15 protein-coding genes are annotated in these 13,133 nt (G+C 67.6%); 9 read left to right on the forward strand and 6 right to left on the reverse strand.

The window, feature by feature from the left end; all coding sequences use genetic code 11:
* Nucleotides 1-208 (forward strand): hypothetical protein (locus DFR50_RS32705; RefSeq protein ID WP_210209084.1); only part of this gene is annotated, 208 nt, incomplete at its 5' end.
* A gap of 95 nt (nt 209-303) precedes the next feature.
* Here the strand turns inward: DFR50_RS32705 and DFR50_RS29900 are convergent.
* The gene (locus DFR50_RS29900; protein WP_113893754.1) at nt 304-1,920 is read right to left on the reverse strand and encodes a fumarate hydratase; all 1,617 of its coding nucleotides are present in this window, start codon (nt 1,918-1,920) and stop codon (nt 304-306) included.
* A gap of 52 nt (nt 1,921-1,972) precedes the next feature.
* Nucleotides 1,973-2,860 (reverse strand): HpcH/HpaI aldolase/citrate lyase family protein, encoded by an 888-nt coding sequence (locus tag DFR50_RS29905; RefSeq protein WP_113893755.1) that lies wholly within the window; start codon nt 2,858-2,860, stop codon nt 1,973-1,975.
* Nucleotides 2,861-3,063: 203 nt separating this feature from the next.
* On the opposite strand from DFR50_RS29905, the gene DFR50_RS29910 reads away from it, so the two are divergent.
* Nucleotides 3,064-3,360 (forward strand): hypothetical protein, encoded by a 297-nt coding sequence (locus DFR50_RS29910; RefSeq protein WP_113893756.1) that lies wholly within the window; start codon nt 3,064-3,066, stop codon nt 3,358-3,360.
* A gap of 147 nt (nt 3,361-3,507) precedes the next feature.
* On the opposite strand, the gene DFR50_RS29915 is transcribed toward DFR50_RS29910, so the two are convergent.
* Entirely contained in the window at nt 3,508-5,175 is a 1,668-nt protein-coding gene (locus DFR50_RS29915) for a cation acetate symporter (RefSeq protein WP_113893787.1), read from the reverse strand.
* Between the two features lie 8 nt (nt 5,176-5,183).
* Nucleotides 5,184-5,501: a DUF485 domain-containing protein gene (locus DFR50_RS29920; RefSeq protein ID WP_113893757.1), complete on the reverse strand. Its 318-nt coding sequence runs from the start codon at nt 5,499-5,501 to the stop codon at nt 5,184-5,186.
* A 478-nt stretch (nt 5,502-5,979) separates the two neighbouring features.
* Between DFR50_RS29920 and purC the strand changes: the two genes are divergently transcribed.
* The 5 genes from purC (at nt 5,980) to DFR50_RS29945 (ending at nt 8,646) form a co-directional block, all read left to right on the forward strand.
* Entirely contained in the window at nt 5,980-6,774 is a 795-nt protein-coding gene (gene purC, locus DFR50_RS29925; RefSeq protein ID WP_113893758.1) for a phosphoribosylaminoimidazolesuccinocarboxamide synthase, read from the forward strand.
* Between the two features lie 67 nt (nt 6,775-6,841).
* Nucleotides 6,842-7,123: a hypothetical protein gene (locus DFR50_RS29930; RefSeq protein ID WP_113893759.1), complete on the forward strand. Its 282-nt coding sequence runs from the start codon at nt 6,842-6,844 to the stop codon at nt 7,121-7,123.
* A gap of 52 nt (nt 7,124-7,175) precedes the next feature.
* Complete coding sequence (locus tag DFR50_RS29935; protein ID WP_113893760.1) at nt 7,176-7,604, forward strand: cupin domain-containing protein; 429 nt, start codon at nt 7,176-7,178, stop codon at nt 7,602-7,604.
* Nucleotides 7,605-7,720: 116 nt separating this feature from the next.
* Nucleotides 7,721-8,365 carry a ParA family partition ATPase gene (gene parA, locus DFR50_RS29940; RefSeq protein ID WP_113893789.1) on the forward strand — a complete coding sequence of 215 codons (645 nt, stop codon included), beginning with the start codon at nt 7,721-7,723 and terminating at the stop codon, nt 8,363-8,365.
* The gene (locus DFR50_RS29945; protein WP_147262973.1) at nt 8,362-8,646 is read left to right on the forward strand and encodes a hypothetical protein; all 285 of its coding nucleotides are present in this window, start codon (nt 8,362-8,364) and stop codon (nt 8,644-8,646) included. The genes parA and DFR50_RS29945 overlap by 4 nt, the downstream gene beginning before the upstream one ends.
* Before the next feature lie 178 nt (nt 8,647-8,824).
* Here DFR50_RS29945 and DFR50_RS29950 read toward each other — a convergent pair whose 3' ends face one another.
* On the reverse strand, nt 8,825-9,016 hold the full coding sequence (locus DFR50_RS29950) for a hypothetical protein (RefSeq protein WP_113893762.1): 192 nt from the start codon (nt 9,014-9,016) through the stop codon (nt 8,825-8,827).
* A gap of 84 nt (nt 9,017-9,100) precedes the next feature.
* Here DFR50_RS29950 and DFR50_RS29955 point away from each other — a divergent pair, with 84 nt between their 5' ends.
* A complete protein-coding gene (locus DFR50_RS29955; RefSeq protein ID WP_113893763.1) occupies nt 9,101-9,565 on the forward strand; it encodes a hypothetical protein in 465 nt (154 codons plus the stop codon).
* Between the two features lie 10 nt (nt 9,566-9,575).
* Here the strand turns inward: DFR50_RS29955 and glmM are convergent, their stop codons facing one another.
* On the reverse strand, nt 9,576-10,919 hold the full coding sequence (gene glmM / locus DFR50_RS29960) for a phosphoglucosamine mutase (RefSeq protein WP_113893764.1): 1,344 nt from the start codon (nt 10,917-10,919) through the stop codon (nt 9,576-9,578).
* A gap of 380 nt (nt 10,920-11,299) precedes the next feature.
* Here glmM and DFR50_RS29965 point away from each other — a divergent pair, with 380 nt between their 5' ends.
* Nucleotides 11,300-12,928: an alpha-D-glucose phosphate-specific phosphoglucomutase gene (locus DFR50_RS29965; RefSeq protein WP_113893791.1), complete on the forward strand. Its 1,629-nt coding sequence runs from the start codon at nt 11,300-11,302 to the stop codon at nt 12,926-12,928.
* Nucleotides 12,929-13,133: the final 205 nt, after the last annotated feature.

The raw sequence follows: 13,133 nt of genomic DNA on the forward strand, positions 1-13,133 counted from the left end.
CTCCCAAGCCGGTAGCCAACAGCGCCGTCATCGCGAGCGAAGCGAAGCGATCCAGGGCCGCTGGGCCGCTGTCGCGCCCTCTGGTCGTCCAGCCGCCCTTCGTTGCGAGCAGAAGACGGAGCGATTTTTTCCGCAGGAAGCAAGCGGCGGCATGGATTGCTTCGTCGCTTTGCTCCTCGCAATGACGGGGTTGGGAGTTACAAAGTGACAAAAAAGGGCGCCCAAGCCTTTGATAACGCCCGCGCGCGACCATGTCTGCGCGCAGGGACGAGGGTTTGCGCGCCTCGCCCCCGAAAAGCCGCCTCAGCCCAAATTCAGTTCCTTGAAGAAGTCGTTGCCTTTGTCGTCGACGACGATGAAGGCCGGAAAATCTTCGACCTCGATCCGCCACACCGCCTCCATGCCGAGCTCGGGATATTCGAGCACCTCGACCTTCTTGATGCAGTCCTGCGCCAGCCGAGCCGCCGGTCCGCCGATCGAGCCGAGATAGAAGCCGCCGTATTCGGCGCAGGCCTCGCGCACCGCCGCCGAGCGGTTGCCCTTGGCGAGCATCACCTTCGACCCGCCCGCCGCCTGGAACTGCGCGACGTAGGAATCCATGCGCCCCGCCGTGGTCGGGCCGAACGAGCCGGAGGCCATGCCCTCGGGCGTCTTTGCGGGACCGGCATAGTAGACCGGGTGGTTGCGGAAATAGTCCGGCATCGGCTCGCCGCGGTCGAGCCGCTCGCGGATCTTTGCATGCGCGAGGTCGCGGGCGACGATCATCGGTCCCGTGAGCGCGAGGCGGGTGCGGATCGGGTTCCGGGTCAGTTCGGCGAGGATGTCCGCCATCGGGCGGTTCAGGTCGATTTTCACCACGTCGCCGCCGAGCGAGGCCTCGTCGAGGACGGGCAGGAAACGGGCGGGGTCGTGCTCGAGCTCCTCGATGAACACGCCGTCGCGGGTGATCTTGCCGAGCGCCTGACGGTCGGCGGAGCAGGAGACGCCGATGCCGATCGGCAGCGAGGCGCCGTGGCGCGGCAGCCGGATCACGCGCACGTCGTGGCAGAAGTATTTTCCGCCGAACTGGGCGCCGACGCCGAGCGTCTGGGTCAGCTTCCAGATCTCCGCCTCGAGCGCGAGGTCGCGGAAGGCGCGCCCGTCGGGGGCGCCGGTCGTCGGCAGGGCGTCGTAATAGCGGGCCGAGGCGAGCTTGACGGTCTTCAGGTTCAGTTCGGCCGAGAGGCCGCCGATCACGATGGCGAGGTGATAGGGCGGGCAGGCCGCCGTGCCGAGTGTGAGGATCTTTTCCTTGAGGAAGGCGATAATCCGGTCGTGGGTCAAAATCGACGGCGTCGCCTGGTAGAGGAAGGTCTTGTTGGCCGAGCCGCCGCCCTTGGCCATGAACAGGAACTTGTAGGCGTCGTCGCCCTCGGCATAAATGTCGATCTGGGCCGGCAAATTGTCGCCGGTGTTGGTCTCCTCGAAGGTCGAGAGGGGCGCGAGCTGGCTGTAGCGCAGGTTCTTCTTTCGGTAGGCCTCGCGCACGCCCTCGGCGAGGGCGGCCTCGTCGGTCCCGTCGGTCACGACGTTGCGGCCCCGCTTGGCGACCACGATCGCCGTGCCGGTGTCCTGGCACATCGGCAGCACGCCGCCGGCGGCGATGTTGGCGTTCTTGAGAAGATCGTAGGCGACGAACTTGTCGTTGCCGGACGCTTCCGGGTCGTCGAGGATTTTGGCGAGTTGCGCGAGATGGCCGGGGCGCAGGAGGTGGTTGATGTCGATCATCGCCTGCTCGGCGAGGCGGCTCAGCGCCGAAGGCTCGACCACCAGAAATTCGCGCCCGAGCGCCGTCTCGACCCGTACGCCCTGATCCGTCAGCTTGCGGTACGGCGTCGGGTCCGGCCCGAGTTGGAAGAGGGAATGATGCTCCGCGCCCATGGACCGCTCCGTTCGCCCGAGGCCCGCCGCCTCGGTTTGCTCGACAAAGGACTTACGCCGCGCTCCGGCTCAGCGCCGCGATCGCGTCGGCGATCGCCAGCGTGCGCCGCGCCATCTCCGCATGCAACAGCTCGACCATCCTGCCGTTGAGGCTGATCACGCCCTTGCCGGCGTTTTCCGGCAGGGCGAAGGCGTCGATGATGGCGCGCGCGTTCCCGACCTCGGTCTCGGTCGGCGCGAACACCTCGTTGCAGATGTCGATCTGGCCGGGATGGATCAGCGTCTTGCCGTCCAGGCCCATGTCGCGGCCCTGCTCGCACTCCGCCCGGAAGCCGTCAAGGTTCTTGATGTCGTTGTAGACGCCGTCAATGATGTCGACGCCGTGGGCGCGCGCCGCGACGAGGCAGTTGGCGAGCCAGGCGGTCATGGTCGGGCGTCCGGGGGTGAGACGGGCGCGCGTCTCCTTGGCGAGGTCGTTGAGGCCCATCACCAGAACGGCGAGGCGCGAGGCCGGGTCGGCGGCGACGGCCGCGATCGAGCCGGCGTTGAGAATGGCGTTCGGCGTCTCCATCATCGCCCACAGGCGGGTCCGGTCGGGCGCGCCGTGTTCGCGCAGCACGCGGGCCGCCAGCATGATCGCACCCGGGCCGTCGACCTTGGGCAGAAGGATCGCGTCGGGTCCGGCCGCAGCGGCGGCGATCAGGTCGTCCGGCCCCCACGGCGTGTGCGAGCCGTTAACCCGGATCACCACCTCGCGGCCGCCGAAATCGCCTTTCGCCGCCTCAATCACCTGACCTCGCGCCGCCTCTTTGGCGTCGGGGGCGACGGAATCCTCGAGGTCGAGGATGAGCGCGTCCGCTGGCAGCGTCGACGCCTTGGCGAGCGCCTTGGAATTGGAGCCGGGCATGTAGAGGACGCTGCGACGCGGACGAGCAATCATGACGATCTCCTGACGACACGGCGTGCATTTAAATCCAAGTTCGCCGCGCCGCCAGATGGTGCAATGCGGAAAGGTTAGCACTTATGGCGCATGGCGCCGCCGGAGGCGGAAAAGAACCGCCGAGCGGGCGGCGAAAGCGCTTTGCGCCGGCCGTCGCCGGCTGGTACACGGGCGGCGTGGGATAGAGGATGGGAGACAAGGCGATGGCGGCGGATGGCGTCTGGAAACTCGTGCTGCAAACTCCGATGGGGCCGCAGGAGGCGCTGTTGACGGTAAACGCCGCATCCGCCACGGCGTTCCAGGGGACGATGGCGGGCGCGTCGGGCGAGCAGGCGTTCGAGGGCGCCGTCGACGGCGATACGCTCGCCTGGCAGACCGACATCACCACGCCCATGCCGCTGACGCTCGAGTTCTCGGTGACGGTCGATGGCGACGCGATGACCGGCGAGGTCAAGCTCGGCATGTTCGGCGCCGCGCCGGTCACGGGAACGCGCGCCTGACGCTGAGGGCCGTTGGTCGACGGCGCACCGGGTCGGCTGCGACCGGCGTCGATCCGGTTCCGCCGGGGCGAAGCCTCGGTCGGGCGGCCCCGAAAGGGAAAGGGCGCCCGTCGCCGGGCGCCCTTCGTCGATGTCCCCGATGAGGGCTCAGTGCGAGACGGCGGTGTCGGCCCCGATGCCGGTCTGCGACCGGACGTACTGAGCCTCGAACGCCTCCCGCTCCGCCTGGGCCGTCTTCGAGGTGTCGGTGACCGAGAACAGCCAGCAGCAGAAGAACGACAGCGGCATGGTGAAGAGCGCCGGCGACACGTAGGGGAACCACGCCGAGCCCTTCGGGTAGCCGAGCACCGCCTCCCAGATGCCTGGGCTCAGGATGGTCAAGGCCAGGGCGCTCAGCAGGCCGACGAAGCCGCCGATCACCGCGCCGCGGGTGGTGAGGCCTTTCCACAGCATCGACAGCAGCACGACCGGGAAGTTCGCGCTCGCGGCGACCGCGAAGGCGAGACCAACCATGAAGGCGACGTTGATCTTCTCGAACACGAAGCCGAGAAAGATCGCGACGATCCCGAGGATGATGGTGGTGATCCGGGACACCCGCACTTCCGCGCCTTCCTCGACCTTCCCGCGCCGGATGACGCTCGCGTAGAGGTCGTGGCTGACCGCGCTCGCGCCCGACAGCGTCAGGCCCGACACCACCGCCAGAATGGTGGCGAAGGCGACCGCGGCGATGAACCCCTTCATGAGGTTGCCGCCGACGGCATGGGCGAGATGGATCGCCGGCATGTTGCCGCCGCCGAGCAGCGCCTTCGTGACGTCGTCGCCGACGTGATATTCCGGGTTGGTTGATACCAGCACGATCGCGCCGAAGCCGAGGATGAAGGTGAGAATGTAGAAGTAGCCGATGAAGGTGGTCGCCCAGAATACCGACTTGCGCGCTTCCTTGGCGTTGCCGACAGTGAAGAAGCGCATGAGGATGTGGGGCAGACCCGCCGTGCCGAACATCAGCGCGATGCCGAGCGAGAAGGCGTTGATTGGGTTGGCGACCGCGGCGCCCGGCGCCAGGATCGCGTCGTGCTTCGGATGGACCTCGATCGCCTTGGCGAGCAGGGCGTTGAAGTCGAAGTTGAACTCCGACAGCACGAGGCCCGCCATCAGGGTCGAGCCGCCGAGCAGCAGCGCCGCCTTGATGATCTGGACCCAGGTGGTCGCGATCATGCCGCCGAAGGTGACGTAGATGATCATCAGCACGCCGACGCTGATCACCGCATAGAGGTAAGGCAGGCCGAACAGCAACTCGATCAGCTGTCCGGCGCCGACCATCTGCGCGATCAGGTAGAAGGCGACGGTGACGAGGGTGCTGATCGCGGCGAACGTGCGCACCGGCGTCGCCTGGAGCCGGTAGGCGGCGACGTCCGCGAGCGTGAAGCGGCCGAGGTTGCGCAGCGGCTCGGCCATCAGGAACATGATGATCGGCCAGCCGACGAGGAAGCCGATCGAGTAGATCAGGCCGTAGTAGCCGCCGGTGTAGACGAGCGCGGTGATGCCGAGGAAGGAGGCCGCCGACATGTAGTCGCCGGCGATGGCGACGCCGTTCTGGAAGCCGGTGATGCCGCCGCCCGCGGCGTAGAAGTCTTTGGTCGTGCGGGTTTTCCTGGCCGCCCAATAGGTGATGCCGAGCGTCACCAGGACGAAGATGACGAAGATGATGATGGCGTTCCAGTCGACGGCCTGGATCGTGCCGGCCTCGATTGCGCCGGCCGCCGAAGCCGAGCCGGCCAGGAGGCTGAGCGAGCCCGCGAACGCGCCGGTTTTCATGAGCGTCTTCACTTCTTCCCCCCGATCTTGGCGGCGTTGACGATCGCCCTGGTCAGGTCGTCGTACTGGCTATTGGCGCGCAGGACATAGATCCCGGTCAGCAGGATCGAGAGCAGGATCAGCGCCACGCCCATGATGATCCCGATGGTGATGTCGCCCCAGACCTTGGTCGCGATCATCTGAGGCGCGAACGCGACGATGGCGATGTACCCGTAATACAGAACGAGAGTGATGATCGCCAGCGTCCAGCCGAACGATTTCCGTTCCGACACGAGCTTCTGGTAGTTCGGATCGGCCTCGATCCGCTTCAGGGTTGAAACATCCATTGGGGATACCTCCCGAGTTTCTTGACCTCGAGGCGCCGCTCCGCGAGACGGCGCCTGAAAAAGAGCCGGGCGCACCCATTGGGCGCGCCCCGGTCGAGTGGCAGTTCTGGAACGGAGGCTTGATTTCGCAAGCCAATTCGCGCCTGTCGCGTCGCCGCGCCGGGCCCCGGCAGGCGGATTCGCGAAAACGCAAAACGTCCAGTTTCGCCTCTTCACCCTTCTTGAAGAACATTTTGCTTGGAATTCCGACCCGCGTCGACCCATGCCGACTAAACAATTTGTCTAGACGATGGCGGGACGCAGCGGCGGACGGAGGGAACGTTTGTGCCAGCGCCCTCGATCGGATAAGTTGCGGGCTTGGGGGCTGGCCCCCGGTCCGGACAAGACCAATGCTTGGCTTATGCGGTCCGAGTCCCCATATTCTGTCCGTCCGCAGCACGTGGGCGCCGGCGGAACGCCACCAGAAAAGGCCACGCGCATGGATTTCCTCAAGCCACGGTCTCACCGCATGAACCGCCGCCGTCGCATCTATGAAGGCAAAGCCAAGGTCCTTTACGAGGGCCCGGAGCCTGGGACGCTGATTCAGCACTTCAAGGACGATGCGACCGCGTTCAACGCCAAGAAGCACGAGGTGATCGAGGGCAAGGGCGTCCTGACCAACAGGATTTCCGAGTACATTTTCCAACGGCTCAACGACATCGGCGTGCCGACCCATTTCATCCGCCGCATCAACATGCGCGAGCAGCTGATTCGCGAAGTCGAAATCATTCCGCTCGAGGTGGTGGTGCGCAACGTCGCCGCCGGCTCGCTCGCGACGCGGCTCGGTCTCGAGGAAGGCGCGCAACTGCCGCGCTCGATCATCGAGTTTTACTACAAGAACGATCAGCTGAACGATCCGATGGTGTCGGAAGAGCACATCACCGCCTTCGGCTGGGCAGCGCCGCAGGAGATCGACGACATCATGGCGTTGGCGATCCGGGTCAACGACTTCCTGACCGGGCTTTTCCTCGGCGTCGGCATCCGGCTCATCGATTTCAAGGTCGAGTGCGGACGGCTGTGGGAAGGTGACAACATGCGCATCGTGCTCGCCGACGAGATCAGTCCAGACTCCTGCCGGCTGTGGGACGTCAAGACCAACGACAAGCTCGACAAGGACCGGTTCCGCAAGGACCTCGGCGGCATGATCGAGGCCTATACCGAAGTCGCCCGCCGTCTCGGGGTCGTGCAGGACAACGAGATTCCCCACTCCGGCGGGCCCCGGCTGGTCCAGTAGCGCCGTCATCGACGTCGGCGCAGCGGCCGCGCGCGCCGGCGTTTCGTGTCTTCTTTGGAGGCGACTTGTGACCCACAGGCTCTTTCTCGCCGGCATCGCGCTTGTCGCCGTCGTCCCCGTCGGCGCGGCCTACGCCGACGCCGGGTCGGCGAACGCCTGCGCGGCGGGCCTCGCCCCATCCGCCCGGGCGATCTATGACGCGGCCGCGCCCGGCTTCGCCGCGAGCAATGACCCCAGAGGTCTGGTCAAGGCGACGACGATGAACCTCGTGCAGGCGGGAACGATCCCGATGAGCGAGGCGCGCGCGGATGCGACGGCCGCGGGCGCGTGCCTGAAGAAGCTGCGCTAACCGGAGCGGTCGGGATCGCCCCGAAAGCGCAGGACCCCCCGGGAGGCGGACGATGTCGGGAACACACGAGACCAGCGCCCGGACGCCGACTTGCGCCACCGTTCGCGCCGGCGTTCCGTTCGTCGGCAAGCAGGGCCTGACCTACACCCCCGCCATTTCCGCCGAGACGGTCGGCGCCCGCGGCCTCCACATGCAGCTCCTGACGATTCCGCCCGGCGGCCGAACGAAGGCCCACAAGCACGAGCGGCACGAGACGGCCATCTATGTGCTGAGCGGCGAAGCCGGCACATGGTTCGGCGAAAGGCTCGAAAACCACTTCGTGGCGCGGGCTGGCGAGTTCGTCTACATCCCCGCCGACGTGCCTCACCTCGCCTACAATCTCAGTCTGACCGAGCCCGCGACCGCCGTCGTCGCCCGCACCGATCCCAACGAGCAGGAAAGCGTGGTCATGCTGCCGGAACTGGACGCAATCCGGCGGTGATCCCTCCGGCGGCGTCTCCCCGGCTTGCCAAGCGCAAGTCCTTGTGAGATGGTTTGCTGCACTGCAACAAAGCCGGTCGATCCGACCGGCTGCCGGCGGGCGAGGAACGCGTCGCGATGATAGTGGGCGTTCTCAATCAGAAGGGCGGCGTCGGAAAGACGACGGTCGCCGTCAATCTGGCCGCCACCTACGCGCGCGACGGCCGGCGGGTGTTGCTGATCGACGCCGATCCCCAGGGCAGCGCGATGGCGTGGTCGAGCTCTCGCGACGCCGAGCCGCCGTTCTCGATTGTCGGCATGGCGAAGCCGACTCTGCACCGCGACCTGCCGAGGCTCGCCAGGGACTACGACATCGTCATCATCGACGGCGCGCCGCGGGTCAACGATCTCGGCCGCTCGGCGATCCTCGCCAGCGACTACGTGCTGATCCCGGTGCAGCCTTCGCCCTACGACGTCTGGGCGGCGGCCGACACGGTCGCGCTGATCCGCGAGGCCCAGGTGATGAAGGAGCAATTGAAGGCCGCCTTCGTGGTCAACCGCCGCATCGCCCGCACCGCGATCGGCCGGGACGCCGCCGACGCGCTGGCGCAGTTCCAGGACGTGCCGGTGCTGGCGGCCGCGTTGCATCAGCGGGTGGTCTATGCCGAGAGCGTCGCGCGGGGACTGTCCGTTATCGAGGCCGCGCCGTCGAGCGAGGCCGCCCGCGAGCTCGAGGCGCTCGCCGCCGAGGTGCTCGTCGCAAACGAGGGGAAGACCGCGTGAGCAGGAAGTCCGTACCGTTCACTGTGCCCGGAGGATCGGCGCGAGCCTCGGCCGGAGGCGCAAGGCGCGGGCCGGAGACGATCGACGCCCATTCCGACGAGTGGGTGAGCGACCGCAACACCGGCGGGAAAGACAAAGGCGCGCCGCCGCGCCCGGAGATGATCCTCGACCTCGCCGCCGAGCGCAGCCTGACCGAGATCATGGCCCTCGCCATGCTCGTTCCGGTCGCGCTCTACGTGTTTTGGCTGATGCACGCGATGGACGGCCGCGTCCGCTGCTAGCCCCGCCTTCGCCCGTCCGCATGGCCGCAGGCTTCGCCGACAAGAAGAGCCGTTCCCGAAGGGAACGGCTCTTCCATTGTCGTGGCCCGCGCGAGTCCGCCGGGACTTGTGTTTCGTGCCTCTAGCGAACGCTACGCGCGCAAATCCTTCGCGAGGGCAGGAACCCAGGCCCTGTCGATCATACGGGGCGGATGACAATGAGACACTGGATCACCTCCTTTCGGCTGTTGACGACAGAAAGCATGGTACGGTGATTCGGTTCTTTTTCCAGAGGATTTTTCACCTCGTCGTCGATGGGCGCCTGGAACGGTTCGCCGTCGCCGCGCGCCTTCCTGTCGGTGCGGGTTTCGAAATGAGCCCGGGCCGGCATCCAACCGTTCCCCTGCTTCGTATCCGCCAGGGCGGCCTTCGGCGGAGCCCGAGACGACGCCCGTCACGACAAGGAGTCTGGTCAATGTCCTCCTATCCCTTCACCCGTCGGCAGGCGGCGGCGCTCGTCTGGGCTGCGTTCGCGGTCGCCCCGGCGGCGCGCGCCGCGGCCCGTCCCACGATCGCCGTCGTTCCGGTCGATGTCCGGCCGCTCCTGGAGAGTTCCGGCGAGCCGACCGCCGGATGGGTGGCGCGTGCGCTGCCGGGCGCGCTCGCGGCCGCGCTCTCGGGGTCCGGACAGTCCGGGCCGGTCTCCGTCCGGATCGATAATGTCATCCTGGGGCCGAACACCGGCGGCGTCGGTCCCGCCGGTTCGTCGCCCGACCAGATGATCGGCGAGGTCAGCCGCGGAGGGGTCACGTCGCCGCTCCGGGCGACCAGCTATTACTACCCCAACCCAGCCGACAACGTGATGATCGAGCAGTCGAACCACCGCCGGGTCGTCCAGCTCTGCCAGGTCTTCGCCGATTGGGTCGCCAGGGGCTACTGAGCGGCGGTCGTCAGGCCGCCGCCCGGGCGACCGCGTCGCAGACCTCGCCGACCGCCGCGTCGACGAGCGCCTTGTCGTCCGCTTCGCCCATCACCCGGATGACGGGCTCGGTGCCGGAGGGGCGGATGACGAGCCGGCCGTGGCCCTCGAGCCGCGCCGTCGCGTCGGCGATGGCCTTGGCCACCAGCGGGTTGTCGAGCGGTTTGCCGCCGTTGAAGCGGACGTTGCGCAGCACCTGGGGGTAGGGATCGAAACGGTGGCAGACCTCGCTGACCGGCCGCCCGATCTTCTGGACCACCGCCAGGACCTGAAACGCCGACACGAGACCGTCCCCGGTGGTCGAATAGTCGGAGAAGATGATGTGGCCCGACTGTTCGCCGCCGACGTTGTAGCCCTTCTCGCGCATCCGCTCGATGACGTAGCGGTCGCCGACCGCGGTCCGCTCGAGCGCCAGTCCGAGACCCTCGAGGTAGCGCTCGAGCCCGAGATTGGACATGACGGTCGCAACGATCCCGGGCTTGGCCAGGCGGCCGTCGTCGCGCCAGCTCTCGGCGATCACGGCCATGACCTGGTCGCCGTCGACGACATGGCCCTTCTCGTCAACGATGATCATGCGGTCGGCGTCGCCGTCGAGGGCGATGCCGACGTCGGCGCGCATCTCGCGCACCTTGCGCGCCAGGGCCTCCGGCGCGGTCGACCCGACGTCCTGATTGATGTTGAGGCCGTTCGGCTCGACGCCGATCTTGATGACCTCCGCCCCGAGTTCCCACAGGGCCTCGGGCGCGACCTTGTAGGCCGCGCCGTTGGCGCAGTCGATCACCACCCGCAGGCCCTCGAACGTGACGTCGCGGCTCAGCGTCCGCTTGGCGTATTCGATGTAGCGCGCCTGCACGTCGTCGATGCGCTTGGCGCGGCCGAGGTCGGGCGAGCGGGCGAGCATCGCGGCGGCGTCGCCGTCCATCAGCGCCTCGATCCGCGCCTCCACCTCGTCGGAAAGCTTGTAACCGTCCGGCCCGAAGAGCTTGATGCCGTTGTCTTCGTAAGGGTTGTGCGAGGCCGAGATCATGACCCCGAGGTCGCAGCGCATGGACCGGGTCAGCATCGCGACCGCCGGCGTCGGCATTGGGCCGAGCAGCAGCACGTCGACCCCGACCGACGTGAAACCCGCCACCAGGGCGTATTCGATCATGTAGCTCGACAGCCGGGTGTCCTTGCCGATCACCACCCGGTGGCGATGTTCGCCGCGCTGGAAGGCGAGCCCGGCGGCCTGCCCGACACGCATGGCGACGTCGGCGGTGATCTTGCTGTTGGCCTTGCCGCGAATGCCGTCGGTGCCGAAATACTTGCGCGCCATCTGCGCATCCTCCTGAAGCCCGAACCAGCGCAGGCGCGCGCCGGGCGCGCCCCCCGCCCTGCATACGCCAGAATCGGTTAAGGAGGTTTCACAATTCCTTTCACGCCGTTCATCGACGAGGACCCGGCCGGGCGCCGGCTTCCGATCGAAAAACGCGTCGTCTCAAAGTGTTGTGCAAGCAATCGGCCGGTCCCGACGCCGCGCCGCGGTCGCTTGGCGACGACCTGGATCAGACGTTCGCGCTCGCGGCCGCGAGGCCGGGCGCCTCGCGCCCGCGGCGCGGCCGCCTTCGCGACGTCGGCGATCGGCCCGCGCGGTCTCGTTTCGGCGCGAAACTTCCCGTAGTATCGGGCCCGCGCCCCTTTGGGAGATGTTTCGCCATGATCAAGACCGTCGCGACCAGGCCTTTCGCCGACCAGAAACCCGGCACATCGGGCCTGCGCAAGCAGGTCCCGGTGTTCCAGACGCCCGGCTACCTCGAGAATTTCATCCAGGCGATCTTCGACTCGCTCGAAGGGTTCGCGGGCAAGACCCTCGTGGTCGGCGGCGACGGACGGTTCTTCAACCGCGAGGCGATCCAGGTGGTGGCCAAGATCGCGGCGGCCAACGGCTTCGGCCGCCTCGTCATCGGCAAGGGCGGCATCCTGTCGACTCCGGCCGCCTCGGCGCTGATCCGCGCCATCGGCGCGTTCGGCGGGATCATCCTGTCGGCGAGCCACAACCCCGGCGGCCCCGAGGGCGATTTCGGCGTCAAGTACAACATCGGCGCCGGGGGGCCGGCGCCGGAAAAGATCACCGACGCGATCTTCGCCCGCACCAAGACGATCGACGCCTACAGAATTTCCGACGCGCCCGACGTCGACATCGACCGGCTCGGAACCGCGACGCTGGAAAAGACGACGATCGAGATCGTCGATCCGGTGGCGCAATATCTCGAGTTGATGACGACGCTGTTCGACTTCGGCGCCATTCGCGCGCTGTTCGCCTCGGGCTTCCGCATGCGCTTCGACGCCATGCACGCCGTGACCGGACCCTACGCCCACGCGATCTTCGAAGGCGCGCTCGGCGCCGGCGCGGGGACGGTCGTCAACGGAACGCCGTTGCCCGACTTCGGCGGCCATCACCCGGACCCGAACCTGACCTACGCCCGCGACCTCTACGACCTGATGATGTCTCCGCAAGCGCCCGACTTCGGCGCGGCGTCCGACGGCGACGGCGACCGCAATTTGATCATCGGCCGGGGCGTCTACGTCGCGCCGTCGGACTCGCTGGCGATCCTCGCCGCCAATGCGACGCTCGCGCCGGGCTACGCCCGCGGCTTGAAGGGCGTCGCGCGCTCGATGCCGACCAGCGCCGCCGTCGACCATGTCGCCGAAAAACTCGGCGTGCGGTGCTACGAGACGCCGACCGGCTGGAAGTTCTTCGGCAACCTGCTCGACGCCGGGCTCGCGACGCTGTGCGGCGAGGAGAGCGCCGGCACCGGCTCCGACCACATCCGCGAGAAGGACGGCGTCTGGGCGGTGCTGCTGTGGCTCAACATCCTGGCGCAGAGGCGGCAGTCCGTGCTCGACATCGCGCGCGAGCACTGGGGAACCTATGGCCGCAACTACTACACGCGCCACGACTTCGACGAGGTCGATCTTTCCGCCGCGCAAGCGCTGATGACGGCGCTGCGCGAGGCGACCAAGACCCTGCCGGGCCGGACGTTCGGCGCGCTGACCGTCGAGGCGGCCGACGACTTCGCCTATCACGATCCGGTCGACGGTTCGGATTCGGCGCATCAGGGGATCCGGGTGATGTTCGCGGGCGGCTCGCGCATCGTCTACCGCCTCTCCGGCACCGGCACGGTCGGGGCGACGCTGCGCGTCTACATCGAGCGCTACGAGCAGCCCTCGGGGGACCTCGGCGAGGAGACGCAGGCCGCGCTCGCCGACCTCGTCGCGCTGTCACGCGAACTCGCCGGGATCGAGAAAAGGCTCGGGCGCACGACGCCGAGCGTGATCACCTGAGGCGGCGCGCCGCCGGAGAGGGCGCCGTCGCGGCTCCGGAATTGAGCCTTTCCAGTGGGTTGCGACGTGCTTCGGTTCCGTGCCGCTCCTCGAGGTCGGCGCGCCTCGGGACGGGCGCGGCCCCGTCGGGGGCGCTTTCTGTCGCCCCGCCTGTTCATCGTCGCGGCGGGCGAGGCAGGGAGGGACCATCGTTTCGGCTCCGGAA

This window comes from Roseiarcus fermentans (genome assembly GCF_003315135.1).
Classification (GTDB): domain Bacteria; phylum Pseudomonadota; class Alphaproteobacteria; order Rhizobiales; family Beijerinckiaceae; genus Roseiarcus; species Roseiarcus fermentans.

Bases quoted from the DNA above. Each gene is read 5' to 3' on its own strand.
- DFR50_RS29900 (WP_113893754.1), bottom strand. From the start codon at position 1,920: ATGGGCGCGGAGCATCATTCCCTCTTCCAACTCGGGCCGGACCCGACG.
- DFR50_RS29905 (WP_113893755.1), bottom strand. From the start codon at position 2,860: ATGATTGCTCGTCCGCGTCGCAGCGTCCTCTACATGCCCGGCTCCAAT.
- DFR50_RS29910 (WP_113893756.1), top strand. From the start codon at position 3,064: ATGGCGGCGGATGGCGTCTGGAAACTCGTGCTGCAAACTCCGATGGGG.
- DFR50_RS29915 (WP_113893787.1), bottom strand. From the start codon at position 5,175: ATGAAAACCGGCGCGTTCGCGGGCTCGCTCAGCCTCCTGGCCGGCTCG.
- DFR50_RS29920 (WP_113893757.1), bottom strand. From the start codon at position 5,501: ATGGATGTTTCAACCCTGAAGCGGATCGAGGCCGATCCGAACTACCAG.
- purC (WP_113893758.1), top strand. From the start codon at position 5,980: ATGGATTTCCTCAAGCCACGGTCTCACCGCATGAACCGCCGCCGTCGC.
- DFR50_RS29935 (WP_113893760.1), top strand. From the start codon at position 7,176: ATGTCGGGAACACACGAGACCAGCGCCCGGACGCCGACTTGCGCCACC.
- parA (WP_113893789.1), top strand. From the start codon at position 7,721: ATGATAGTGGGCGTTCTCAATCAGAAGGGCGGCGTCGGAAAGACGACG.
- DFR50_RS29950 (WP_113893762.1), bottom strand. From the start codon at position 9,016: ATGCCGGCCCGGGCTCATTTCGAAACCCGCACCGACAGGAAGGCGCGC.
- DFR50_RS29955 (WP_113893763.1), top strand. From the start codon at position 9,101: ATGTCCTCCTATCCCTTCACCCGTCGGCAGGCGGCGGCGCTCGTCTGG.
- glmM (WP_113893764.1), bottom strand. From the start codon at position 10,919: ATGGCGCGCAAGTATTTCGGCACCGACGGCATTCGCGGCAAGGCCAAC.
- DFR50_RS29965 (WP_113893791.1), top strand. From the start codon at position 11,300: ATGATCAAGACCGTCGCGACCAGGCCTTTCGCCGACCAGAAACCCGGC.